This window comes from Chromobacterium sp. S0633, from assembly GCF_024158805.1.
GTDB lineage: Bacteria > Pseudomonadota > Gammaproteobacteria > Burkholderiales > Chromobacteriaceae > Chromobacterium.
The window spans coordinates 1-25,042 of the sequence record NZ_JAMZGH010000054.1 but is presented as its reverse complement, the minus strand read 5'-3'; the positions used below and the strand labels follow the sequence as shown (position 1 = coordinate 25,042).

Annotated in this window: 15 protein-coding genes; 10 read left to right on the top strand and 5 right to left on the bottom strand. The window is 64.6% G+C overall.

Annotated elements, in window-relative coordinates:
* Positions 1-138: 138 nt before the first annotated feature.
* Positions 139-492, bottom strand: coding sequence for a DsrE/DsrF/TusD sulfur relay family protein (locus tag NK214_RS22280; RefSeq protein WP_107801120.1), 354 nt, complete (start codon positions 490-492; stop codon positions 139-141).
* Between the two features lie 307 nt (positions 493-799).
* On the opposite strand from NK214_RS22280, the gene putA reads away from it, so the two are divergent.
* Positions 800-4,402: a trifunctional transcriptional regulator/proline dehydrogenase/L-glutamate gamma-semialdehyde dehydrogenase gene (gene putA / locus NK214_RS22275; protein ID WP_253315559.1), complete on the top strand. Its 3,603-nt coding sequence runs from the start codon at positions 800-802 to the stop codon at positions 4,400-4,402.
* 273 nt (positions 4,403-4,675) lie between these two features.
* Entirely contained in the window at positions 4,676-5,899 is a 1,224-nt protein-coding gene (locus NK214_RS22270) for a branched-chain amino acid ABC transporter substrate-binding protein (protein ID WP_107801118.1), read from the top strand.
* 59 nt (positions 5,900-5,958) lie between these two features.
* Here the strand turns inward: NK214_RS22270 and NK214_RS22265 are convergent, their stop codons facing one another.
* Positions 5,959-6,219: a GlsB/YeaQ/YmgE family stress response membrane protein gene (locus NK214_RS22265; RefSeq protein WP_107801117.1), complete on the bottom strand. Its 261-nt coding sequence runs from the start codon at positions 6,217-6,219 to the stop codon at positions 5,959-5,961.
* A 141-nt stretch (positions 6,220-6,360) separates the two neighbouring features.
* Complete coding sequence (locus tag NK214_RS22260; RefSeq protein WP_253315558.1) at positions 6,361-7,509, bottom strand: branched-chain amino acid ABC transporter substrate-binding protein; 1,149 nt, start codon at positions 7,507-7,509, stop codon at positions 6,361-6,363.
* 179 nt (positions 7,510-7,688) lie between these two features.
* Between NK214_RS22260 and NK214_RS22255 the strand changes: the two genes are divergently transcribed.
* From NK214_RS22255 to NK214_RS22240, 4 genes are all read left to right on the top strand, one after another.
* The gene (locus tag NK214_RS22255) at positions 7,689-8,063 is read left to right on the top strand and encodes a cysteine-rich CWC family protein (RefSeq protein ID WP_253315557.1); all 375 of its coding nucleotides are present in this window, start codon (positions 7,689-7,691) and stop codon (positions 8,061-8,063) included.
* A 153-nt stretch (positions 8,064-8,216) separates the two neighbouring features.
* Complete coding sequence (gene macA / locus NK214_RS22250; RefSeq protein WP_253315556.1) at positions 8,217-9,410, top strand: macrolide transporter subunit MacA; 1,194 nt, start codon at positions 8,217-8,219, stop codon at positions 9,408-9,410.
* Positions 9,407-11,341 (top strand): macrolide ABC transporter ATP-binding protein/permease MacB, encoded by a 1,935-nt coding sequence (gene macB / locus NK214_RS22245; protein ID WP_253315555.1) that lies wholly within the window; start codon positions 9,407-9,409, stop codon positions 11,339-11,341. The genes macA and macB overlap by 4 nt, the downstream gene beginning before the upstream one ends.
* 4 nt (positions 11,342-11,345) lie before the next feature.
* Positions 11,346-12,719 (top strand): efflux transporter outer membrane subunit, encoded by a 1,374-nt coding sequence (locus NK214_RS22240; RefSeq protein WP_253315554.1) that lies wholly within the window; start codon positions 11,346-11,348, stop codon positions 12,717-12,719.
* A 39-nt stretch (positions 12,720-12,758) separates the two neighbouring features.
* Here NK214_RS22240 and NK214_RS22235 read toward each other — a convergent pair whose 3' ends face one another.
* A complete protein-coding gene (locus NK214_RS22235; protein ID WP_253315553.1) occupies positions 12,759-13,478 on the bottom strand; it encodes a hypothetical protein in 720 nt (239 codons plus the stop codon).
* Positions 13,479-13,645: 167 nt separating this feature from the next.
* Positions 13,646-14,470 carry a hypothetical protein gene (locus NK214_RS22230; RefSeq protein WP_107801110.1) on the bottom strand — a complete coding sequence of 275 codons (825 nt, stop codon included), beginning with the start codon at positions 14,468-14,470 and terminating at the stop codon, positions 13,646-13,648.
* Positions 14,471-14,832: 362 nt separating this feature from the next.
* Between NK214_RS22230 and NK214_RS22225 the strand changes: the two genes are divergently transcribed.
* The 4 genes from NK214_RS22225 to NK214_RS22210 form a co-directional block, all read left to right on the top strand.
* Entirely contained in the window at positions 14,833-16,980 is a 2,148-nt protein-coding gene (locus NK214_RS22225; protein ID WP_253315552.1) for a type I secretion system permease/ATPase, read from the top strand.
* 8 nt (positions 16,981-16,988) lie between these two features.
* Positions 16,989-18,410, top strand: coding sequence for an HlyD family type I secretion periplasmic adaptor subunit (locus NK214_RS22220; RefSeq protein ID WP_253315551.1), 1,422 nt, complete (start codon positions 16,989-16,991; stop codon positions 18,408-18,410).
* A gap of 528 nt (positions 18,411-18,938) precedes the next feature.
* Complete coding sequence (locus tag NK214_RS22215; RefSeq protein ID WP_253315550.1) at positions 18,939-20,138, top strand: glycosyltransferase family 4 protein; 1,200 nt, start codon at positions 18,939-18,941, stop codon at positions 20,136-20,138.
* Between the two features lie 236 nt (positions 20,139-20,374).
* Positions 20,375-25,042, top strand: a 4,668-nt coding sequence (locus NK214_RS22210; protein WP_305883573.1) for a calcium-binding protein, incomplete at its 3' end; no start/stop codon positions are given.

Here is a 25,042-nt window from a genome sequence, read left to right as displayed (position 1 = left end):
CCTTCCCATCCCGAACAGGACCGTGAAACGCCTTAGCGCCGATGATAGTGTGGCATTCGCCATGTGAAAGTAGGACATTGCCAGGCGCCCGATGTAAAAGCCCAGACCAAACGGTCTGGGCTTTTTGCATGTGCGGATTCAAAAGCTGAGCGTTTTGTCCGCGCTCAGCGTCCATTCGGCCAGCTCCGGCATGGTGCCGATCTTGACGCCCGGCAGCAGCAGGCTTTCATCGATTCCCCGCGCGTCGGCGCAAGTGCGGCAGACGCGCGCCGTCACGCCCAATTCCAGCGCTTCGGTCAGCATCTCGCCCAGGGTCGGCGCTTGCGCGGTCTTCTGATTTTTCAATGCGGCGACAACGGCGTCGGACAGCAGGAACAGCTGCACCCGGCAGCGCTCGGCCTGTTGAGCCAGGGTCAGCGTCAGGCGCAGCGCGGAGAGCGCGCGTTCGTCCCCGTAGGGGCTGGCGTTCAGGGTGATCAGCACGGTTTGCATGAGGGTTTGCCTATGATGAAGAGAGTCAGGACGGCATTGTGGCACGTTGCGCCGGCCTTGGCATGCGCGGACGGGGGTGGAGCGGGGCGCTCTAAGTTGTTGGCATGCAACAGTGAGGCGGGTCTTGGGCCCGGCTGGCGCCGGCTAACTGCTTGTACGAGTTGGGTTTGTTTGGGCTGAAATTATGGACTGAAAAGTTTCCTTCATATTGTCCAGCAATCTATTTGTATTTGTATACAATAGACAAATTTTCCGGGCGCTAATGAAAAGAGATAGCCCGGGGCTGCAAACTACACGGAGATGATTCATGCAATTCGACGCATTTGCCCATGGCCAGTCGGCGCTGCGGGACGCCATTACCTCTGCCTATCGTCGCGACGAGCGCGAGTGCGTGCAGGCGCTGTTGCCGCAGGCTGCGATGAGCGACGGCGAAGTCACGGCGGTTCAGGACCTGGCGCGGCGCCTGGTGGCGGAGGTGCGCCGCGAGCGCACCAAGTCCAGCGGGGTGGATGCCTTGATGCATGAGTTTTCTCTGGACAGCGCCGAGGGCATCGCCTTGATGTGTCTGGCCGAAGCGCTGCTGCGCATTCCGGACCGCGAAACCGCGGACAAGCTGATCCGCGACAAGATTTCGCGCGGCGATTGGAAGGCCCACCTGGGCAATAGCGCTTCCTTGTTTGTCAACGCCGCGGCCTGGGGCTTGCTGGTGACCGGCAAGCTGGTGGCTTCGCACAGCGCGAATGGCTTGTCGGCGGCGATGACCCGTTTGATCGCCAAAGGCGGCGAGCCGCTGATCCGCAAAGGCGTGGACATGGCGATGCGCATGCTGGGCAAGCAGTTCGTCACCGGCGAGACCATTGAGGAAGCGCTGGCCAACGGCCGCGAACGCGAGGCGCGCGGCTATCGCTTCAGCTACGACATGCTGGGCGAGGCGGCGATGACCGAGGCCGACGCGCAGCGCTATCTGCAAGACTATGTGACCGCCATTCACGCCATCGGCAAAGCGTCCGCCGGCCGCGGCATTTACGAAGGCCCGGGCATTTCGGTGAAGCTGTCGGCCATCCATCCGCGCTACAGCCGCATCAAGCACGAACGGATGATGGCCGAGCTGCTGCCGCGCCTGAAAGGCTTGTTCCTGCTGGCCAAACAGTACGATATCGGCCTGAACATCGACGCCGAAGAAGCGGATCGCCTGGAAATCTCCATGGATCTGGTGGAGGCGCTGGCCAACGATCCGGATCTGGACGGCTTCGAGGGCATAGGCATTGTGGTGCAGGCTTACCAGAAGCGCTGTCCCTATGTGATCGATTTCCTGATCGATCTGGCGCGTCGCAGCAAGCACCGCTTCATGGTGCGCCTGGTCAAGGGCGCTTACTGGGACGCGGAGATCAAGCGCGCCCAGGTGGACGGCTTGCCGGGTTATCCGGTTTACACCCGCAAGGTTTACACCGATGTGGCTTATCTCGCCTGCGCCAAGAAGCTGTTGTCCGCGCAGGACGCGATCTATCCGCAGTTCGCCACCCACAACGCCTACAGCCTGGCCGCGGTGTTCAATCTGGCCTCCGGCAAGGATTACGAATTCCAGTGCCTGCACGGCATGGGCGAGACCCTGTACGACCAGGTGGTGGGCAAGGACAAGCTGGGCAAGGCTTGCCGCATCTACGCGCCGGTGGGTTCGCATGAAACCCTGCTGGCCTATCTGGTGCGCCGCCTGCTGGAAAACGGCGCCAACAGCTCCTTCGTCAACCGCATCGTGGACGAGGCGGTGTCCATAGACGAACTGGTGGCGGATCCGGTGGCCGAGGCCGCGCGCCATGGCGGCCAGCCGCACAAGAAGATTCCGGCGCCGCTGGAGCTGTACGGCCAGCAGCGCAAAAACTCCAAGGGTCTGGACCTGTCCAGCGAGCATGTGCTGGCCACGCTGCAACTGGGCCTGCAAGCGTCCGAGAAACAGCCGTGGGGCGCTTTCCCGATGTTGGGCGACGGCGACGTCACCGACGGCGAAGTGCAACAGGTGCGCAATCCGGCGGATCATGACGATCTGGTGGGCCGCGTGATCGAGGCGAGCGCGGCGGACGTGAACCGCGCGCTGGAGCTGGCGCAGCAAGGCGCCGCCGATTGGGCCGCCACGCCGGTGGCCGAACGCGCCGCCTGCCTGCAACGGATGGCCGACCTGATGGAAGACCAGATGCCGGCGCTGATGGGCCTGGCGGTGCGCGAGGCCGGCAAGACGCTGGCCAACGCGATCGCCGAGGTGCGCGAGGCGGTGGACTTCTGCCGCTACTACGCGGCGCAGATCGAAGACGAATTCGACAACGCCAGCCATAGCCCATTGGGCCCGGTGGTGTGCATCAGCCCGTGGAACTTCCCGCTGGCCATCTTCATCGGCGAGGTGGTGGCCTCGCTGGCGGCCGGCAACGCGGTGCTGGCCAAGCCGGCGGAGCAGACCAGCCTGATCGCCGCGCACGCGGTGCGCTTGTTGCACGAGGCCGGCGTGCCGCGCGCGGCGCTGCAATTGCTGCCGGGGCGCGGCGAAGTGGTGGGCGCGGCGCTGACCGCGGACCCGCGCGTCCAGGGCGTGATCTTCACCGGCTCCACCGAGGTGGCGCAAATCATCAACCGCACGCTGGCCAAGCGCGGCGGCGACCCGGTGCTGGTGGCCGAAACCGGCGGCCAGAACGCGATGATCGTGGACAGTTCGGCGCTGCCGGAGCAGGTGGTCACCGATGTGCTCAGCTCGGCTTTCGATTCCGCCGGCCAGCGCTGCTCCGCGTTGCGCGTGCTCTATCTGCAGAATGACATCGCCGACAAAGTCATCGCCATGATCAAGGGCGCGATGGATGAATTGAAAGTGGGCGATCCGGCCAAGCTGGACATCGACGTCGGCCCGGTGATCGACGTCGAAGCCCAGGCCGGCCTGCTGGCTCATATCGAGAAGATGAAGGCGAGCGCGCGCGCCACTCATCAGGTCAAACTGGGCGAGGACTGCGCCAAGGGCACCTTTGTGGCGCCCACCTTGTTTGAGATCGCCGATCTCAAGCAGCTGAAGCGCGAAGTCTTCGGTCCGGTGCTTCATGTGCTGCGCTTCGAGGCCAATGAGCTGGACAAGGTGGTGGCCGAGATCAACGCCACCGGCTACGGTCTGACCCACGGCATCCACAGCCGCATCGACGAGACCATCGACAATATCGTCGGCCAGATCAAGGTCGGCAACGTCTACGTCAACCGCAACATCGTCGGCGCGGTGGTGGGCGTGCAGCCCTTCGGCGGCGAAGGCAAGTCCGGCACCGGCCCCAAGGCCGGCGGTCCCTTCTATCTGTACCGGCTGAGCCGCGCGGCCTGGGAGCCGAAACTGGCGGCGGAGACCCTGCCGCTGTCCCTGCCGGCGCTGGACGCCTTGGCGGCCGCCGGCGGCGGCCTGGGCCTGGCCTTGGAGCCGGCCATCGCCGCGGCGCGCAAGGACAGCGCGCTGGCCTGCCTGGTGAACTTGCCGGGTCCCACCGGCGAGCGGAACTCGCTGCAGTTCGCGCCGCGCGGCAAGGTGGGTTGCCAGGCGGGCAATGCGCAAGCGCTGGCGGAGCAGCTGGCGGCGGCCTTCGCCACCGGCAACCGCGCGGTGTTGCCGGCCAATGAGGCGGGCCGAAGCCTGGCCGCCAAGCTGGGTGCCCTGGTGGAGCTGGACGCCGATGTGTTGGCGGCGGATGTCGGCGCCGTGCTGTTCTCCGGCTCCGAAGCCGAGGCCGAAGCCGCCCAGCGTACGCTGGCCGCGCGCGACGGCGCCTTGGTGCCGCTGCTGCGCGCCGACGCGCAAGGCCATTACAATCTGCACCGCCTGGTGGTGGAACGCGCGCTCAGCGTGAATACTACCGCGGCGGGCGGCAACGCCAGCCTGATGAGCATAGGCGATTAAAGGCGGGGCGGGCCCCGGCGACGGCGGCCCGTTCGTCTTGCAACTCCGCGGATCAAATCGGTTTTCCCATGCGCCGGCGCGCATGGGGTGGCGGCGGGCTTGTCCAACAAGCCACTTGCCACAAGCTGGCGGCCTTGAAATAATGCCGCCAGCCGCCGCGCTCGCCCCTGCTTGGGGAAGGCGGGATGTACATAACAACATTAGACAGGTTCCGCAAACCCCCAATCCCGACACGTGACGGATGGGGATCTCTGGAGAAATAGAGGAAACATGATGCAAGCAAACAAACTGACGACTCTTTCCCTGGCCGTGGCCGCCGCTGTCGCCTTGTCCGCATGCGGCAAAAAAGAAGAGGGCGCGCCGGCAGCCGGCGCCTCCGCCGGCGCGGAAGCCGCCGCGGGCGGCGTGGTCAAGATCGGCTTCGCGGCCCCCCTGACCGGTCCGCAAGCCCACTACGGCGAAGAATACAAAAACGGCGTGACCCTGGCGATTGAAGACGCCAACGCCGAGAAGCCCACCATCGGCGGCAAGCCGGTGAGCTTCGAACTGGAAGCCCAGGACGACCAGGCCGACCCGAAAACCGCCACTCAGCTGGCGCAGAAATTCGTCGACGAGAAAGTGAACGGCATCATCGGCCACTTCAACTCCGGCACCTCCATCCCGGCCTCCAAGATCTATTCCGACGCCGGCATTCCGATGATCGCCATGGCCACCTCGCCGGCCTTCACCGCGCAGGGCTTCAAGAACACCTTCCGCTCGATGACTTCCGACACCCAGCAAGGCTCGGTGATGGGCAAGTTCGTGGTGGAAAAACTGGGCGCCAAGAAAGTGGTGATCGTGGACGACCGCACCGCTTACGGTCAGGGCCTGGCCGACGAGTTCGAGAAGGCCGCCAAGGCCGCCGGCGGCAATGTGGTCAAGCGCGAATTCACCAATGACAAGGCCACCGACTTCGCCGCCATCCTCACCTCGATCAAGGCCGCCGCGCCGGACGTGGTGTTCTACGGCGGCGCCGACGCGCAATCCGCGCCGATGGCCAAGCAGATGAAGCGCCTGGGCCTGACCGCTCCGCTGATTTCCGGCGAGATGACCAAGACTCCGACCTTCCTGCAACTGGCGGGCAAAGAAGCCGACGGCACCATCGCCTCGCTGGCCGGCCTGCCGCTGGATCAAATGCCCAAGGGCAAGGACTACGAGAGCCGCTACAAGGCGCGCTTCAAGATGGACGTGGCCACTTACTCGCCGTACGGCTACGACGCCACCCGCGCGCTGATCCAGGCGATGAAAGACGCCAACTCCACCGATCCCAAAGCCTACCTGCCGGTGCTGGCCAAGATCACCCACTCCGGCGTGACCTCCGGCAGCTGGACTTACGACGCCAAGGGCGATCTGAAAGACGGCGGCATCACCGTCTACAAAGTGGTGAACGGCGAGTGGAAAGTGCTGGAAACCGTGGGCGGCGCCGCCGCGTCCAAGGACGCTTCCGCAGCCAAATAAGCCGGTTCGGCATCAGGCGACAAGGCGACGCGTTCAGCGTCGCCTTTTTCTTTGCCCGATCAACGCAAGAGGCCGATCTTCTTCAGCAGGAAAATCAGGATGGCGGCGCCGGCAATGCCGAAAGCCAGGCCGGGCAGGGAGAAGGAACCGGCGGCCGAGGCGGAAGAGATGCCCAGCAGCCGGCCAAACAGCCAATGGCCCAAGGCCGAACCAATGATGCCGATGATGATGTTGGCGATCACGCCTTCGCTGACGCCCATGACCTTGCCGGCGAGCCAGCCGATCAGGCCGCCGGCCAATAGGGAAACGAGTAGTCCCATATCCTCTCCTTATGTTAGTTTGTGAATAAATAGTTATAGCCATTTATTTAATATGGCGCCATATTTTTTTGGAGCGCCGCCGCAAAAAACAAAAACCCCGGCATAGACCGGGGTGTGGGGACGAGGCGGGAACGCCGGTGTTTACAGGCCGACCCACTGTCCTTTGCGCAATTGATACAGCGACACGGTGCCGTGCTGGATGTCGCCCTTGTCGTCAAAGCGGATCTCGCCGGTCACGCCTTTGAAGTCGGTCTTGGGCAGTTCGCCCAGGTATTTGGCCGGATCGGAGGAGCCGGCGCGCTTCATCGCGGCGATCATCACCCGCGCGGCGTCATAGGTGTAGGGCGCGTAGGCCTGGATGTCGGCGTTGAATTGCTGCTTGTACTTGCCGTTGAAGTCCGCGAAGCCCGGCATCTTGTCTTTTTGCGCGCCGGCGCTGGAGGCGTAGCTGCTTTCCGCGCTGTCGCCGCCCAGTTTGGAGAACTCGGGCGTATTGATGCCGTCCGCGCCCATGAAGGCGGCCTTCAGGCCCAGCTTGTTCATCTGCTTGACCATCGGCGCCGCCTGGGCGTCCATGCCGCCGTAGAACAGCAGGTCCGGCTTCGCCCCCTTGATCGAGGTGAGGATGGCCATGAAATCCGTGGCGCTATTGCTGGTGAACTCGCGCTTGACCACCTTGCCACCGGCCGCTTCCACCGCCTTGGCGAAATCGTCGGCCAGGCCCTGGCCGTACGTGGTGCGGTCGTCGACGATGGCGATGCGGCCGGCCTTCAGCGTTTCGATCGCGTACTTGGCCAGCGCCTCGCCTTGCTGGCGGTCGTTGGCGATGATGCGGAAAGTGTTCTTGAAGCCCTGCTGGGTGAAGCTGGGGCTGGTCACCGAGGCGGCGATCATCGGAATGCCGGCCTGAGAGTAAATCCGCGAAGCGGGAATGGCCGCGCCGGAGGTGAGATGGCCGATGATGCCGGCCACCTTGCCGTCCACCAGGCGTTGCGCCACCTGGGCGGCGGTTTTGGGATCGGCCTGGTCGTCCTCGGACACCACTTCGAAAGTGACGGGCTTGCCGTCCAGAGTCAGCTTTTCGGCATTGGCTTCCGCCACTGCCAGCTTGACGCCGTTGTCCGCGTCGCGGCCCCAGTGGGCGAAAGGCCCGGTCAGCGGGTTGGCGGAGCCGATTTTCACCACGACCGCGCCGGCTTCGGCCGGCGCGTTGCCGGCGCTTTGTTCGGATTTGCCGCAGGCGGTCAGGGCCAGCGCGGCGCAGGCGATGAGGCTAAGATGCGTTTTCATGAATTTCTCCTGATTTCTCTTTGTCTATTTAGCTTTAATCTATTTGGATATTCGCCTCAGGAATAAGGCGGCAGCCCATTTTTGGTGCATACGCCGATCAGCGTCAAGCCCGGCGGCGTGTAGGCGGCGGCTTTGCGCTAAAATAGCGGACTGATTTCGCGACATAAGATGGATTTTTGATGACAAAGGCGTATCCCGCGCCCGCCTCGCCCTGCGTCGGCCTCTGCCGTCTCGACGAGGGCGGCGCCTATTGCCTGGGCTGCCTGCGCACCTTGGACGAGATCGCCGGCTGGTCCGGCTTCGACGACGAACAAAAGCGCGCGGTGTGGCAGCGGCTGATCGGCTTGCGGCCCAAGGTCAAAGACAAGCGCTGCGAGCGTTGCGGCGAGGCCTTCCGTTGCGGAGAGGGCGGCGACAACGGCGCTTGTTGGTGCGCGGAGCTGCCGCAGGTGCTGCCCTTGCCCTATGGTCACGGCGATTGCCTGTGCCCGGAATGCCTGCGCCGCCATCTGCGGGAAAGCTATTTGGCGCGCGGGCTGACGCCGCCCTTATAGCCGGCGGACCGCCGTGGCGCGATGTATGTCAAATGCGTATTGTCGACGCGGGGTGCAACCAATGCCCGTTGCCCGCGGTCCTAAGATGTTTTCCTCATTTCCGCTTTGGTTTCTCGCCACATGACATTTTGGAAGCGTTGGATTCGTAAGCTTTTGCTCCCCCTGTATTTGATCGGCTCCTTGCAAGGACGCCGCCGCGTCAATCTGGGCCAGCGGCCGTGGCGCAACGGCATTGCGCTGCTGGCCGTCCTGGCGCTGGCCGCCTGGGGGCTTTGGCTGTGGCTGGCGCCCAAGCCGGCGCCGCAGGTGCTGACCGCGGAGGTGACCCGCGCCGATCTGGAGGACGTGGTGCTGGCCAGCGGCGTGCTGAAGCCGCTGCGGCAAGTGGACGTGGGCGCCCAGGCCAGCGGCCAGTTGAAAATCCTGAAGGTGGCGGCCGGCGACCGAGTCGGCAAGGGCGAGCTCTTGGCCGAGATCGATCCGGAAAACAGCCTCAACGATCTGAAGGTTTCCGAGGCGCAACTGGAGTCCCGCGTGGCTCAGCTGCGCAGCAAGCAGGCCACGCTGCGCCAGGCCGAGCGCGAGCTGGCGCGCCAGAAGCAGATGATGAGCGAGGGCTCCACCTCGCAAAAAGACCTGCTGGCGGCGGAAACCGCCTATCAGAGCCAGACGGCGGAGCTGGACGACTTGCAAGCGCAGATTCGCCAGAACCGTTTCCAGATCGACAAGAACCGCACCACGCTGGGCTATACCCGCATCACCGCGCCGATGGACGGCGAGGTGATCGAAATCGTCACCCAGCAGGGTCAGACCGTGATCGCCAGCCAGACGGTGCCGGTGATTCTGAAACTGGCGGACCTGAGCACGATGACGGTGCACGCCCAGGTGGCCGAGGCCGACGTGATTCGCGTCAAGGCCGGGCTGCCGGTGTATTTCACCGTATTGGGGGCGCCGGACCGGCCCATCCGCGGCAAGCTGCGCGCCATCTTGCCGACGCCGGAAAAAATCAACAACGCCAACTTCTACAAGGCGCTGTTCGATGTGAAGAACATGGACGGCAAGCTGCGCGTGGACATGACCGCGCAGATCAGCATCGTGCTGGCGGAGTCCAAGCAGGCCTTGAACATTCCGCTGAGCGCGCTGGGCGCGGCCGGCAAGGATGGACGCCACAGCGTCAAGGTGCAGGGCAAGGACGGCCAGCTGCATGAGCGCCAAGTGCGCATCGGCCTGAAGACCGCCACCCGTGTGCAGATCCTGGATGGTTTGAAAGCCGGCGAGAAAGTGGTGACCAGCGAAGCCGGCGGCAAGGAAGAAGAACCCAGCGGCAGCGTGATGGTGAGCGCATGAGCGGAGCCAGCCTGACGCTGTCCGGAGTGTGGCGCCGGTTTCCGTCCGGCGATGAAGAAGTGGCGGTGCTCAAGGAGGTCAGCCTGGACATCCGCGCCGGCGAGATGGTGGCCATCATCGGCGCCTCCGGTTCCGGCAAGTCCACGCTGATGAACATCCTGGGCTGCCTGGATCAGCCCTCGGCCGGCCACTACCAGGTGGGCGGGCGCGACGTGGGCGCGCTGGACAAGGACCAACTGGCCACGCTGCGGCGCGAGCATTTCGGTTTCATCTTTCAGCGCTACCACCTGTTGCCGCATTTGAGCGCCATCGACAATGTGGCGATGCCGGCGGTGTACGCCGGCATGGGCCAGGAAGCGCGGCGCGAACGCGCGCGCCAGCTGCTGGCGCGGCTGGGCCTAGCCGGTAAGGAAGACTACCGCCCGGGCCAGCTGTCCGGCGGCCAGCAGCAGCGCGTGTCCATCGCCCGGGCGCTGATGAACGGCGGCGACATCATCCTGGCCGACGAACCCACCGGCGCGCTGGACAGCCACAGCGGCGAAGAAGTGATGGCCATCCTCAAGGAACTGCACGCCGCCGGTCACACCATCATCATCGTCACCCACGACCCGTCCATCGCCGCGCAGACCGAACGCATCATCGAAATCCGCGACGGCGAGATCCTGCGCGACAGCGCCGCCGACGCGCCGCGTCCGGTTGTGGACGCGCGCGAGCCGCGCCGGCCCAAGCCCGGCCCGGCCTGGCGCGAACGTATGAGCGAAGCCTTCAAGATGGCCATGCTCGCCATGCTGGCCAACCGGCTGCGCACCGTGCTCACCATGCTGGGCATCATCATCGGCATCACCTCGGTGGTGTCCATCATCGCGGTGGGCGAGGGCGCGCGCAATTACGTGCTGAACGACATCCGCTCCATCGGCACCAACACCATCACCGTGTACCGCGGCAAGGACTGGGGCGACGACAAGGCCGACGGCGTGCGTACCTTCTTGCCCGGCGATCTGGCCGCGCTGGCCGAGGAACCCTATGTGGACAGCGTGTCGCCGGTCACCAGCAACAGCCTGCGCATCCGCTACCGCAATGTCGACGTCAACGCCTCGGTGTCCGGCGTGGACAGCACGTATTTGCGCGTGCGCGGCTTGAAAGTGGTTGCCGGCCTGGGTTTCAGCCGCGACGACGTGCGCATGCAGCGCCAGGTGGTGGTGATAGACAACAACGCCCGCCGCAAACTGTTCGCCGACGCGGACGCCATCGGCCAAGTGGTGCTGGTGGGCAGCGTGCCGGCCACCGTGATCGGCGTGGTGGAAACCAAGGACAACGGCGGCGGCAAATCGCTGCAAATGTGGATGCCCTACAGCACCGCCGGCAGCCGGCTGTTCGGCCAGGCTTATTTCGACTACATGGTGGTGCGCATCCAGGAAGGCCAGCCCACCGCGCTGGCCGAGAAGGGGATCAGCCAGCTGTTGACCTTGCGCCATGGCGGCAAGGACTTCTTCACCTTCAATATGGACGAGGTGCTGAAAACGGTGGAAAACACCAGTCGCACCCTGGCCCTGTTGCTGACCCTGATCGCGGTGATTTCGCTGGTGGTGGGCGGCATCGGCGTGATGAACATCATGCTGGTGTCGGTGACCGAGCGCACCCGTGAAATCGGCATCCGCATGGCGGTGGGCGCGCGCCAGTCCGACGTCTTGCAGCAATTTCTGACCGAGGCGGTGCTGGTCTGCCTGGTGGGCGGGGCCATCGGCATCGGCCTGTCCTACGGCATCAGCTTTGTGTTCGCGCTCTTGGTCAGCAAGTGGAAAATGGCCCTGTCGCTGAAGGCCATCCTCCTGGCGGTGGCGTGTTCCACCGCCATCGGCGTGGTGTTCGGCTATCTGCCGGCGCGCAGCGCGGCGCGTTTGAATCCGATTGACGCCTTGGCGCGGGAGTAAGTGTTTGACGCTTTGGAAATCCAATCTTACTGTTTTGGGCCTGGCCCTCTTGCTGGCCGGCTGCCAGAGCACGCCGTATCAGCGCCAGGCGCTGGAAGCGCCGGCGCAATGGCGCGGCGTCCCGTCCCACGCCCAGGCGGACATGAGCCGCGAGCGCTGGTGGCAAGGCTTTGACGACGCCGGTTTGCTGGCGGTGCTGGAGCAGGCGCGCAGCCGCAACCCGGATCTGAGCATCGCCCTGCTCAAGCTGCGCAAGGCCCAGTTCGCGGCAGGTTTGGAGCGCAGCGACGCCTTGCCCTCCTTGAGCGGCGACGTCAATGCGGGGACCAAGCGCACGCTGGGAGAGTCCTCGGCCTGGAGCCGCAGCAGCGGCGGCAGCTTGAACACCAGTTACGAGCTGGACCTATGGGGGCGGGTGGACGCGCGCTTGCGCGCGGCGGATCAGGAGTTCCGCGCCAGCGCCTATGACGAAGCCGCCGCCCGCCTGTTGTCGGACAGCGCCGCCGCCGGCCTGTACTGGGACATCGCCGCGCTCAAGGCGCGGCAGACGCTGGGGCAGGCGGATCTGGCGGACCTGCACCGCATCCAGGCGCTGGCGGAAGCCAAATGGCGCGCCGGCGCGACGAGCGAACAGGACGTCACCCAGGCGCGCAGCGCGGTGCTGAGTCAACAGGCGGACTTATTGGGGCTGGCCGAGGAGCGCGGGCAAAAGGAAAACGCTTTGGCGCTATTGCTGGACCACCCGTCCGGCGCGGCGCTGCCGGCTATCGCCGCGCTGCCGCTGGAGCCGGCCTTGCCGGCGATAAACGCCGGCCTGCCCAGCAGCCTGTTGGAGCGGCGGCCGGATCTGATGGCCGCGGAAGCGCGCTTGCGCGGCAAGCTGGCCAAGGTGGATCAGGAGCGCGCGGCCTTCTTCCCGGCGCTGAAACTGACCGGTTCGCTGGGCTCCAGCAGCGGCGCGCTGAGCAGCCTGGTGCAAAACCCGCTGCTGACGCTGGGCGCGTCCCTGTCCTTGCCCTTCCTTGAGTGGCGCAAGCAAGGCCTGCAATTGAAGAGCAGTCAGGCCGATTACGAGCTGGAAACCGTCAGTTTCCGCAAGACCTTGTACAGCGCTTATCAAGAGGTGGACAACGCGCTGAGCGCGCGCCAGCGGCTGCAAGGCTCCGCTCGCTTGCAAGCCGACGCGCTGGCCTTGAACCGGCGCAGCGAACAACTGGCGGAAAGCCGCTACCGCGCCGGGGCGGTTGACGTGCAAACCTGGCTGGACGCGGCCAAGGCGCGGCGCGGCAGCGAGTCCGCGCTGATCCGGCTGCGTCAGGAGCAATTGAAAAACCTGGCGGATGTTTACAAGGTGTTGGGCGGCGCGCCCGCGGCCTGAGCGGCGAGGGGTCCGACCGGGTTTTGCCCTGGTGCGGGCTTAAGGCTCAAGATATTCTTCGCAGGCCGGCATCGGTTTATCCGGCGCATAGACGCCGCTATCCGGCTGCCGCGTCAGCAGGCGCTGGAAGGTGCAGGCCTGGTCCACCGCGGTGGCGATGTCTTTTTTTCTCAGACGCTTGCCCAGCGAGTCCTGGCTGCGGGAGACCGGGCCGGGAAAGCTGGTGGCGCGGGTGCGGTAGATCAAGCGCGGGAAGCCGGCCGCGACGCTTCTATCCAGCTTGATGCTGGAAGAAAAACTGTATTCGTCATGGCAGGCGCCGCGTCTGTCGGCGAAATCCCGTTCCGAAAAGCACGCGCGTATCATCAAGGAGCTGGACAGCGGCAGCGCCAGCACCTCGCGCATCTCAAATCCCGAGCCCTTGGGGTAAATCTGTAGCAGGCGCAGCGTGCTGAAAGAACCGCCTCCGCCGGAATACATGGTGCTGACGTCCTCTCTGACGCCCACCATCACGCCTTGATCGGTGGCGGCAAGCCGCAGCGCGTAAGGCCATAAAGTCAGGCTGCGGCGATTGTCCCATAGCGCGTCGGTCTGCAAGTTGCGCAATTCCAGTTGTGCGTCAGGCCCCTGGCCAGCGGCGGGCTGGATCCTGAGAATGGGCGGAGCTTCCTTGGTTTGCGCCACTAGCTCAATACACAGCTGGCGATCCGTGGTGCAGCCTTGCTTTGATTCCGCCGGCTCCGGCGTCGACTTCAGCATCAAGGTCTTGATGCTATTGCCGGCTAGGTCAACATCGGCGGGCTGAGCGGCAGCTGCCGGCCGGCACCAGGCAAGTGCCGTGAAGGCGGCGAGGGCAGCGAGTTTGAGGGCGTGGTAAACATTATTAGGGTTCTGCTTCATTGCCTGCTTTTCATGGGAGCGTGGCGCTAGATCACCGCCCACAGTCCGCAGATCGCGAACAGGATCAGCACCCCGGTCAGGATCTGGGCGGTGGTGCGTTCTTTTTGCAGCGCCCGTTTCAGGTTGTCGTGCACGCTTTCCAGTTTTTCCAGCCGCTGTTCCAGCTCGGCGCGGGTTTCGTCCTGCCGCGCCAGCGATTGCAGCATCGCCTCGCCGCCCACCTCGGTGATCAGTTCCTTATTCCATACCCCCAGCAGCTTGTTGACCTTGTCCTTGAAGTACAGCGCGGAACGCTGGTTGGCGTCCTGCCATTCAAATTCAAAGCCCTGACTGGCGTAAAAGGCGTTGCGTTGCAGCCGTTCTTCTTCCGACGAGGTCTGGCTCATGGCGATCATGCCGGGGCTGATGGCGTGATCCGGACAAATGCCCTTGGCCCAGGCGATGACGCTGGCGAACAGAAAAGCGTCCAGTCCGGTGCCGACAAAGCCGGGGCTGGCCTGCACGCCGCTTTTGGGGCCGAAGGTGACGGTGCGGCTGGGCCGGTCCACGCGCACCCAGGCGCAGTTGTGGGCGGCTTGGAAATGGCTGTCCTCGCCCTCGAACAACTGCCAGCGGTGGCCGTCGGCGCGGGCGTAGCCGCGAAACTGCAGCCGGAAGAAGTCGGATTGCTCGGTCATGGCCCGGCTGCGCTGCAAGATGCCGTAAATGGGCGTGCCGTTGGCGGTCAGCGTCAGAATGGTCTCGCCCAGCGGAATGGCCAGCGTGGCCAGGGTGTTTTCGTTTTCCGGAGCGCGGAGCACCGGTTCTTCGGCGGTGGGCGCCGGGTTGGCGGCCTGGTTCGGACTGGTCATCTGCTGCCTATGCTGGGGTGTTCTGGGGGCCTGTTTGCGGTGGTCATCAGGCGCTGGGCTCGTGAACGGGCGGACGGCCGCCGCGGGCGGGCGTCACGGGACGCTTATTGTACCAATCTAGACGGCTTGGGGAATCCTTGCTCGCATGACATCCGGCATGAGGGCAAACGACGGCCAATTTGGCGCGCTGCACGGTCAATGCGTAGTTTTACTTAGAATATTGCAGATCAATAAAAGCTTTATTTCAAACAAACACTTATTGGTTGCGCTAAATAATCACATAATAAAATGTGAATGTGTTACTTGTATTGGGTAATGGTGTGGCATATCGTGCCCCCAATCATTAAATACAATCGGTCATTATGCTTGTTCAAACGGATACGGACGGTTCTGCCTCCTCCGCAAACATCAGCGATTTGGGCTTGCTGGGCCTGGTCCTGCTGGCCCAGTTCCACGGCGTAGCCGCCGACCCGGCGCAACTCACCCACCAATACGGCCGCCAGGCCGAACCCTTCAGTGAAACCGACCTGCTGCTGGCCGCCAAAGGCCTGGACCTTAAAGCCCGCATCGTCAAACAAAGCCCGGACCGCCTCAGCCTGACCGCCTTGCCGGCGCTGGCGCTGCGGCCGGACGGCGAACACTTCATCATCGCCCGCTGCGACGGCGACAAAGTGCTGATCCACGACCTCAAGCACGGCCGGCCGCAAGTGCTGAGCCAGGCGGAACTGACGGCGCGCTACGCCGGCCGGCTGCTGCTGATGGCCTCGCGCGCGTCCGCGGCGGGGGCCTTGGCCAAGTTCGACTTCACCTGGTTCGTGCCGGCCATCGTCAAATACCGCAAGCTCTTGCTGGAAGTGCTGGCGGTGTCGCTGGTGTTGCAGCTGTTCGCGCTGGTGACGCCGCTGTTCTTCCAGGTGGTGATGGACAAGGTGTTGGTCAACCGCGCCTTCAACACCCTGGACGTGATCGCCGTCGGGCTGTTGATCCTGTCGCTGTTCAATGTGGCGCTATCGGCGCTGCGCAGCCACGTGTTCGCCCACACCACCAGCCGCATCGACGTGGAACTGGGCGCGCGGCTGTTCCGCCACCTGCTGGCGCTGCCGCTGGCCTACTACGAAGCGCGGCGGGTGGGGGACACCGTGGCGCGGGTGCGCGAGCTGGACAATATCCGCAACTTCCTCACCGGCCAGGCGCTGACCACGGTGCTGGACCTGCTGTTCTCCTTCGTGTTCCTGGCGGTGATGTGGTACTACAGCGGCTGGCTGACCCTGATCGTGCTGGTGTCGCTGCCGTGCTACGCGCTGTGGTCGGCCGGGCTGACCCCGCTGCTGCGGCGGCGCCTGGACGAGAAGTTCGCGCGCGGCGCCGACAACCAATCCTTCCTGGTGGAAGCGGTGGGCGGCATCGGCACCATCAAGGCGATGGCGGTGGAACCGCACATGACCCGGCGCTGGGACAACCAACTGGCCGCCTACGTGGCCGCCGGCTTCCGCGTCACCCGGTTGGCCAATATCGGCCAGAACGGCGTGCAACTGATCCAGAAACTGGTCACCGTCGCCACCCTGTGGCTGGGCGCGCGGCTGGTGATCGCCGGCGAGCTGTCCGTCGGCCAACTGATCGCCTTCAATATGCTGGCCGGCCAGGTGGCGGCGCCGGTGGTGCGGCTGGCGCAGCTGTGGCAAGACTTCCAGCAGATCGGCATCTCGGTGGAACGGCTGGGCGACATCCTCAACACCCGCAGCGAACTGCCGGCCAGCCGTGCGGCGCTGCCGGCGATCCAGGGCCGCATCCAGTTCGACCAAGTGGTGTTCCGCTACCGGCCGGACGGCCCGGAAATCCTGCGCGGCCTCAGCCTGGACATCCGGGCCGGCGAAGTCATCGGCATCGTCGGCCGTTCCGGCTCCGGCAAAAGCACGCTGACCAAGCTGGTGCAACGGCTGTACGTGCCGGAGTCCGGACGCGTGCTGGTGGACGGCAACGACCTGGCGCTGGCGGACCCGGCCTGGCTGCGGCGGCAGATCGGCGTGGTGCTGCAAGAAAACCTGCTGTTCAACCAAAGCATCCGCGACAACATCGCGCTGGCCGAACCCGGGCTGGCGCTGGACCACGTGATCCAGGCGGCCAAACTGGCCGGCGCCCACGACTTCATCATGGAACAGGCCGAAGGCTACGACACCATGGTGGGCGAACACGGCGCCAGCCTGTCCGGCGGCCAGCGCCAGCGCATCGCCATCGCCCGCGCGCTGATCAGCAAGCCGCGCATCCTGATTCTGGACGAAGCCACCAGCGCGCTGGACTACGAATCCGAACGCGCGATCATGCAAAACATGCGCGCCATCTGTCAGGGCCGCACCGTGCTCATCATCGCCCACCGCTTGAGCACCGTGCGCGGGGCCAGCCGCATCATCGCCATGGACCAAGGCCGCATCGTCGAAAGCGGCCGCCACGAAGACCTGCTCCGCCAGCCCGACGGCTACTACGCCCGCCTGCACAGCCTGCAACAAGGATAAACCCGTACATGAAGCACCAACTGCACGCGCTGCGCGACTTCGCGCGGCGCTACCGGCAGGCCTTTGCCGCGCACTGGGCCATCCGCCATCAACTGGACCCGCAACCGCGACGCGAAGACGAACTGGCCTTCCTGCCCGCCCACCTGGAACTGACCGACAGCCCGCTGTCCCCGCTGCCGATGTGGAGCATGCGCCTGATCGGCGCGCTGTTCCTCATTGCGCTGCTGTGGTCCGCGCTGGGCCAGCTCGACATCGTCGCCGTCGCCGGCGGCAAGACCGTCAGCGGCGGCCGCACCAAAATCCTGCAGCCGCTGGAACCCAGCGTGGTCAAAGCCATCCACGTGCGCGACGGCCAGCAAGTCAAGGCCGGCCAAGTGCTGATCGAACTGGACGCCACCGGCGCCAGCGCCGACAAACAAAAGGCCGACGACGCCCACGCCGCCGCCGCGCTGGCCGCCGCGCGCTACCAGGCGCTGCTGAACGCGCTGGACAGCGGCCGGCTGCCGCAGCTGCCGGCCACCCCCGGCGCCGCCGACAGCCAGAGACTGGCCGAAGAAAGCCTGGCGCTGGGCCAATGGCGCGGCTACCAGGCCAAGCTCGAAGCGCTGAACGCCACCCTGCGCCAACGCCAGGCCGAACACGCCACTACCCGTCAGCAAGTGAGCAAACTGCAAGCCACCGGCCGCATCGCCGCCGCGCGCGAACACGACTACCAAGACCTGCTGGCCAAGAACTTCATCTCCAAGCACGCCTATCTCGACAAACAACAAGCGCGCATCGAACAGGCCGGCGACCTGGCCAGCCAGCAAAGCCGGCTGCAAGAACTCGACGCCGCCATCGCCGGGCAAGAACAAGAACGCAAAGCGCTGCAAGCCAACTTCCGCAGCGAGGCCCTCGACAAACTGCGCGAAGCGCGCGAACAAATGCGCCAATACGGCGAAGACCAGAAAAAGACCGGCCAACGGCAGGCGCTGACCCGGCTGACCGCGCCGGTGGCCGGCAGCGTGCAGCAACTGGCCATCCACACCGTGGGCGGCGTGGTCACCGAAGCGCAGCCGCTGCTGGCGGTGGTGCCGCAGGATGAAACCCTGGAAATCGAAGCGCAGATCGAAAACAAAGACATCGGCTTTGTGCGGCCGGGACAGGCGGCCACCGTCAAAGTGGAAAGCTTCCCCTACACCCGCTACGGCTACCTGGACGGCGTGGTGGACAGCGTCAGCCACGACGCGATGCAAGACGAGAAGAAGGGCTTGGTGTTCCTGGCGCGGATCCGGCTGAAGCAAGACCACCTGAGCATAGACGGCGCGCGGGTGCGGCTCAGCGCCGGCATGACGGTGAGCGCGGAAATCAAGACCGGTCGGCGGCGGGTGATCGACTACTTCCTGAGTCCGCTGCAACAGCATGTTGGCGAAGGCCTGCGCGAGCGTTGAGATGAAATTAAGGGGAGCTCACTAATAACGTTTATGGTGGTTTGGATATTTTGATGGCAAGTGTTGATGGAAATAAATTTTATTTGTGAGTGCCACGGTTTTTCAATATTGGAGTGGCGGTGGTGAGTGAGGTTATTTGTTAAATAAGCATGCTATTGATGCAGGGGGTTTTTGTGAAATATGTTAGAGACGTGGGTCCTTTATTGGTACGCACAATTGATGGGTTTAGTGTGCTTGTTTGGGTTTTTGTGTTTGGGGTGCTTTTTGTTAGGTCGATTGGATTGAGTGGTTTTTATTTTGAGCAACTTAAATTTGTGTTTTTTCAATTAATTTCATTTCTTATTTTTATTAGGTTCAGAGTGGGTGACTCAGGCTTGAATTTGAAAACAAATTATTGGGGTGTGATTAATGTTAATGCGTTTGGGGTTTTTATGTTGCTAATAGGCGGGCTATAGGGATGTGTCTCCATAAAAAAAGGCAGCAGCCCGCTGCAACAGCATGTTGGCGAAGGCCTGCGCGAGCGTTGAGATGAAACTGCTGCTGATCCATCAAAACTTCCCCGGCCAACTGCGCCACATCGCCGAACACCTGACCGGGCGGTCGGACATCGAGCTGCTGGCGGTGGGGCGCGACAGCGCGCCCGGCCTGGCCGGCGTCAAACTGCTGCGTTACCGGCCGCACCGCGGCCCGCACCGGCACACCCACCCCTATCTGCACAGCTACGAAGACGCGGTGCTGCACGGCCAGGCGGTGCTGCGCGCCTTGCAGCCGCTGCAACAGCGCGGCTACCGGCCCGACGCCATCCTGGCCCACCCCGGCTGGGGCGAAACCCTGTTCCTCAAAGATCTGTTTCCGGCGGCGCGGCTGATCCACTACAGCGAGTACTACTACCACGGCCAAGGGGCCGACGCCGACTTCGACCCGGAATTCCCGCTCAGCCTGGACGGCGCGGCGCGGCTGCGGGCGCGCAACGCGCTGCACCTGCTCAACCTGGAACACGCCGATCAAAGCATCACCCCCACCCACTGGCAACACAGCCTGCACCCGGCGGCCTACCGGCCGAGTGTGCAGATCCAGCACGAAGGCATCCGCTGCGGCCAACTGGGGCCGGACCCGACGGCGACGCTGATCCTGCCCAACGGCCGGACGCTGCGCGCCGGCCAGCCCATCGTCAGCTATGTGGCGCGCAACCTCGAACCCTATCGCGGTTTCCACAGCTTCATGCGCGCGCTGCCGGCGCTGCTGCGGCAACGGCCGGACAGCCAGATCGTCATCGTCGGCGGGGATGGCGTCAGCTACGGCAGCGCGCCGCGCGACGCGGCCAACTGGCGCGAAAAACTGCTGCGGGACAAGCCGGTGGACCCGGAGCGGGTGCACTTCCTGGGCAAAGTGCCGTACGAGGTTTACCGAAAGGCGCTGCAAGTGTCGGCGGTCCATGTCTACCTGACCTATCCCTTCGTGCTGTCGTGGAGCCTGCTGGAAGCAATGGCCAGCGGCTGCCGCATCGTGGCCTCGGACACCGCACCGGTGCGGGAAGTGATCCGGGACGGGGAGAACGGCGAACTGACCGACTTCTTCGACGCGGCGGCGTTGGCGCAGAAGGTGGGGGCGGCCTTGGAGACGGACGGCGGCAGGCTGCGGCGTGCGGCGCGGGAGACGGCGGCGCGTTACAGCGTGGAGGCGGGGCTGGCGGGCTATCGACGGTTGTTGGGTTTGCCGGCGGAGTGAAGGCGGCTTAGAGCCTATTCAAAGTCTCGCGAGCAAGGGCGAGACAAGGCGAAAACCACTGAGAAAGCGGAATGTACAAGTGGTACATGAGAATTTCGAAGGGGTTTTCAACGCCGTATCGCCGAAGCGCAGCAGACTTTGAACAGGCTCTTAGGCGGTGGAACCGGCAAGAGCAGTACCAAGCAGTAAATCGTAGTGCGTGATGACACAAACAAATATTGATAAGGAAACAAGTTATGACGACAAGCGTAACGGGCAGCGACCTGGGCGGCGTGCTGGAAGGCGGCCCGCAGGACGATGTGCTCAAGGGCGGTGCCGGCAACGACACCTTGAACGGCTATGACGGCAATGATCTGCTGCAGGGCGGCGCCGGCGACGACGTGCTCAACGGCTATGCAGGCAACGACACGCTGGAAGGCGGCGCCGGCGACGATTTGCTCAATGCCGGCAGCGGCAACAATGTGTTGGCCGGCGGCGAGGGCAACGACACCCTGATCGGCGGCGCGGACAAGGACATCTATCTGTTCAATCTGGGCGACGGTTTCGACACCATCACCGACAACGCCCAGGACAAGCGCGACGCGGCGGACAGCGATCCGGCCTACCGCGACGAGTTGCGCTTCGGCCCGGGCATCCGCCCGGAAGATATCCAGCTGGAGCATGTGGGCGACGATTTGCTGCTGTCCCACCGCAACGGCGACGACGCGGTCACCATCAAGGGCTGGTTCGCCGACAAGAGCTTCTGGATCGAGCGCATCGTATTCGCCGACGGCGGCGAATGGGGCATTAACGATCTGGCGCAGCGCGTGATCGTGCAGACCGGCAGCGAGCGCAAGGAAATCCTCAACGGTTGGCTGGGCAAGGATCATCTGATCGGCCTGGGCGGCAATGACGTGCTGAACGGCCGCGGCGGCGACGATCTGTTGGACGGCGGCGCCGGCAATGACAAGTTGTTTGGCGAAGACGGCAACGACACCTTGCTGGGTGGCGACGGCGACGACACCCTGGACGGCGGCAGCGGCAACAATGTGCTGCACGGCGGTCGCGGCAACGATCTGCTGATCGGCGGCGCCGGCGCCGATGTTTACCTGTTCAACCTGGGCGACGGCGTGGACGTGATTCGCGACGCCGGCGGCGTGGACGTGTCGGTGAAAGACGAAATCCGTTTTGGCGCCGACATCCTGGTCAAGGACGTCAGCGTCAGCCGCCAGGGCGACAACCTGGTGCTGATCCACGTCAACGGCAGCGACCGCCTGGTGGTGGAAGGCTATTTCGCCAGCGCGTCCAGCCGTATCGAGCGCATCGTGTTCGCCGAAGGCGTGGTCTGGACCCAGGCCGATATCAAGCTGACCCAGCTGGGCGGCAGCGGCAACGATACCTTGATCGGCTGGGAAGGCAGCGATCTGCTGGACGGCGGCGCAGGCGATGATTCGCTGATCGGCGGCGGCGGCAACGATACCTTGATCGGCGGCCTGGGCAATGATGTGCTGGTCAGCGGCGGCGCGGGCGTCAGCGTGCTGATCGGCGGCGCGGGCAACGACACCCTGGTGGGCGGCGCCGGCGCGGAGATTTACCAGTTTGGCCTGGGCGACGGCGCGGACGTGATCGCCGCGCACGGCGTGGACGTCAGCGTGACCTTGCAGGACCGTATTGTCTTTGGCGTCGGCATCTCGGTGGACGACATCCGGGTGGAGCGCCAGGGCGACGACATCGTGCTGATCCACGCCAACGGCCGCGACTCCATCACCATCCAGGCGGGCTTCAGCCTTGAGCATGGCTGGCATGGCCAGATCGTGTTCGCCGACGGCAGCGTCTGGCTGGGCGCGGAACTGGCGCAGAAACTGTTGGAGGTGCAGACCGGCGGCGACGACGACGATCTGCTGCTGGGCTCCGGTCAGTCCGATCTGTTGGACGGCGGCGCGGGCAACGATACTCTGATCGGCAACGGCGGCGAGGACACCTTGCGCGGCGGCGCCGGCGACGACCAGCTGCAAGGCGGCGTCAGCGGCCACACCACGATGGAAGGCGGCGCCGGCGACGATGTGCTGATCGGCAACAAGGGCCGTGAAACCTTCGTCTTCGGCGTGGGCGACGGCCGCGACCTGATCAACTACGGTGCCCAGATCGGCAAGATCGCCGCCTTGAGCGCCAACGACGAAATCCGCTTCAAGGCCGGCATCAGCGCCAAGGACATCCGCGTGCTGCGCGCCGGCAACGACCTGCTGCTGCAGCACATCAACGGCCAGGACAGCATCCGCGTCAAGAACGGCCTGGTCGACAAGACCGGCTGGGCCGGCGTGGTCTTGTTCGCCGACGGCTCCAAATGGAGCGCGGCCGAGCTCTTGACCATGGTGGTGGCCGCGGGCGGCACCAGCGGCAAGGACGTGCTGACCGGCGGCAAGGGCGGCGATCTGCTGGACGGCGGCGACGGCGACGATACGCTGATCGGCGGCGGCGGCAACGACACCCTGAAGGGCGGCGCCGGCAACGACGTGCTGATCAGCAGCGGCGGCGGCACGGCCATCCTGGAAGGCGGCAAGGGCAACGACACCCTGCAAGGCGGCAGCGAGCACAATATCTATGTGTTCAATCTGGGCGACGGCAACGATGTGATCATCAACAATTCGCTGAACGTGTCGGTGGGCGTGAGCAGCGAAATCCGCTTCGGCGTCGGCATTTCGGTGACCGACATCACCGTGGTGCGCGTGGGCGACGACGTGCTGTTGCAGCATGTCAACGGCAGCGACTCGGTGCGCATCCAGGGCTGGTTCAGCAGCCAGAGCATGCAAGTGGGCAGCGTGGTGTTCGCCGACGGCGGCAGCTGGACCTCGGTGCAGATCAACCAGTTCGTCAAAGGCGTCTATGTGGGCGGCAGCGGCAACGACGCCTTCCACGGCGGCAGCGGCAGCGATCTGCTGGAAGGCGGCGACGGCGACGATACGCTGATTGGCGGCGGCGGCAACGACACCTTGCGCGGCGGCAACGGCAACGACGTGCTGATCGCCACCGGCAGCGGCACGGTGATCCTGGACGGCGGCAAGGGCAACGACACCTTGCGCGGCGGCGCGGACCGGAACATCTATGTGTTCAATCTGGGCGACGGCGGCGATCTCATCATCAACAACTCGCTGAACGTATCGGTGGGCATGAGCAGCGAAATCCGCTTCGGCGCGGGGATTTCGGTGACCGACATCACCGTGGTGCGCGTAGGCGACGACATCGTGCTGCAACACGTCAACGGCAGCGACTCGGTGCGCATCCAGGGCTGGTTCAGCAGCCAGCTGTCCCAGGTGGGCAGCGTGGTGTTCGCCGACGGCAGCAGCTGGACCGCCGTGCAGATCAATCAGTTCGCCGCGGGCATTTTCATCGGCACCAGCGGCAACGACATCCTCAAGGGCGGCAAGGGCCATGACCTGCTGGACGGCGGCGACGGCGACGACGTGCTGATCGGCGGCGGCGGCAACGACACCCTGAAAGGCGGCGCCGGCAACGATGTGTTGATCAGCGCAGGCGGCGGCGTGTCCATCCTGGACGGCGGCAAGGGCAACGACACCCTCAAGGGCGGCGGCAGCCAAGACATCTACGTCTTCAATCTGGGCGACGGCCGCGACGTGGTGATCAACAACTCCTTGAACGTCAGCGTCAGCCACCAGAGCGAAATCCGCTTTGGCGCCGGCATCTCGGTGACCGACATCACCGTGGTGCGCGTGGGCGACGACGTGTTGCTGCAACACGTCAACGGCGTGGATTCGGTGCTGATCCAGGGCTGGTTCCTCAGCCAGAGCAACTGGGTGGGCGGCGTGGTGTTCGCCGACGGCAGCAGCTGGACCTCAGTGCAGATCAATCAGTGGGCCAGCGGCATCTATATCGGCACCGCCGGCAATGATGTGTTGATCGGCGGCGCGGGCGGCAGCCTGCTGGACGGCGGCGCCGGCAACGACACCCTGATTGGCCGCGGCGGCAACGACACCTTGAAGGGCGGCGCAGGCAACGACGTGCTGGAAGGCGGCGCCGGGCGCAATGTCTATATCTTCAATCTGGGCGACGGCCAGGACACCATTCGCTATGGCGAAAAGGGCGTCAACCTCGCTTGGAGCAGCTACGAGGAGATCCGCTTCGGCGTGGGGATTTCGGTGACCGACATCACCGTGGTGCGCATTGGCGACGATGTGGTGCTGCGGCATAGCAACGGCGTGGACAGCATCACCATCCAGGCCGGCATGTCGGTTCAGAGCTCATGGTCCGGCAGCATCGTGTTCGCCAACGGCGGCAGCTGGAGTCTGCTCGAGCTGATCAGCTTGGCGGCCGTGACCCTGAACGGCACCGACGGCGCGGATACGCTGAAGGGCGCCAAGGGCAATGACGTGATCTTCGGCCTGGCCGGGGATGACCAGTTGTTCGGCAATGAAGGCAACGACAGCCTGTTCGGCGGCGCCGGCAACGACACCCTGTACGGCGGGGCCGGCAACGATCTGCTGGAAGGCGGAACGGGTAACGATAGCCTGTACGGCGAAGACGGCAACGACACGCTGCGCGGCGGCGCTGGCAACGATTCACTGAACGGCGGCAACGGCGCCGACCTGCTGGAAGGCGGCGACGGCGACGACACGCTGATCGGCGGCGAAGGCGGCAGCTGGCGTGAAGAGGCGGACACCTTGCGTGGCGGCGCCGGCAATGACCAGTTGAGCACAGGGTGGTATGGCTGGAACGGCACCTTTGAGGGCGGCACCGGCAATGACACCATGACGGGCGGTTTTGGTCGCGACGTGTATCTGTTCAATCTGGGCGATGGCCAGGATCTGATCATTGATCGGGCGCGGGAAGCGACGGATGTGGACACGTTCCGCGATGAACTGCGCTTTGGAGCGGACATCAAGGAAAGCGATATCCAGGTGCTGCGCAGC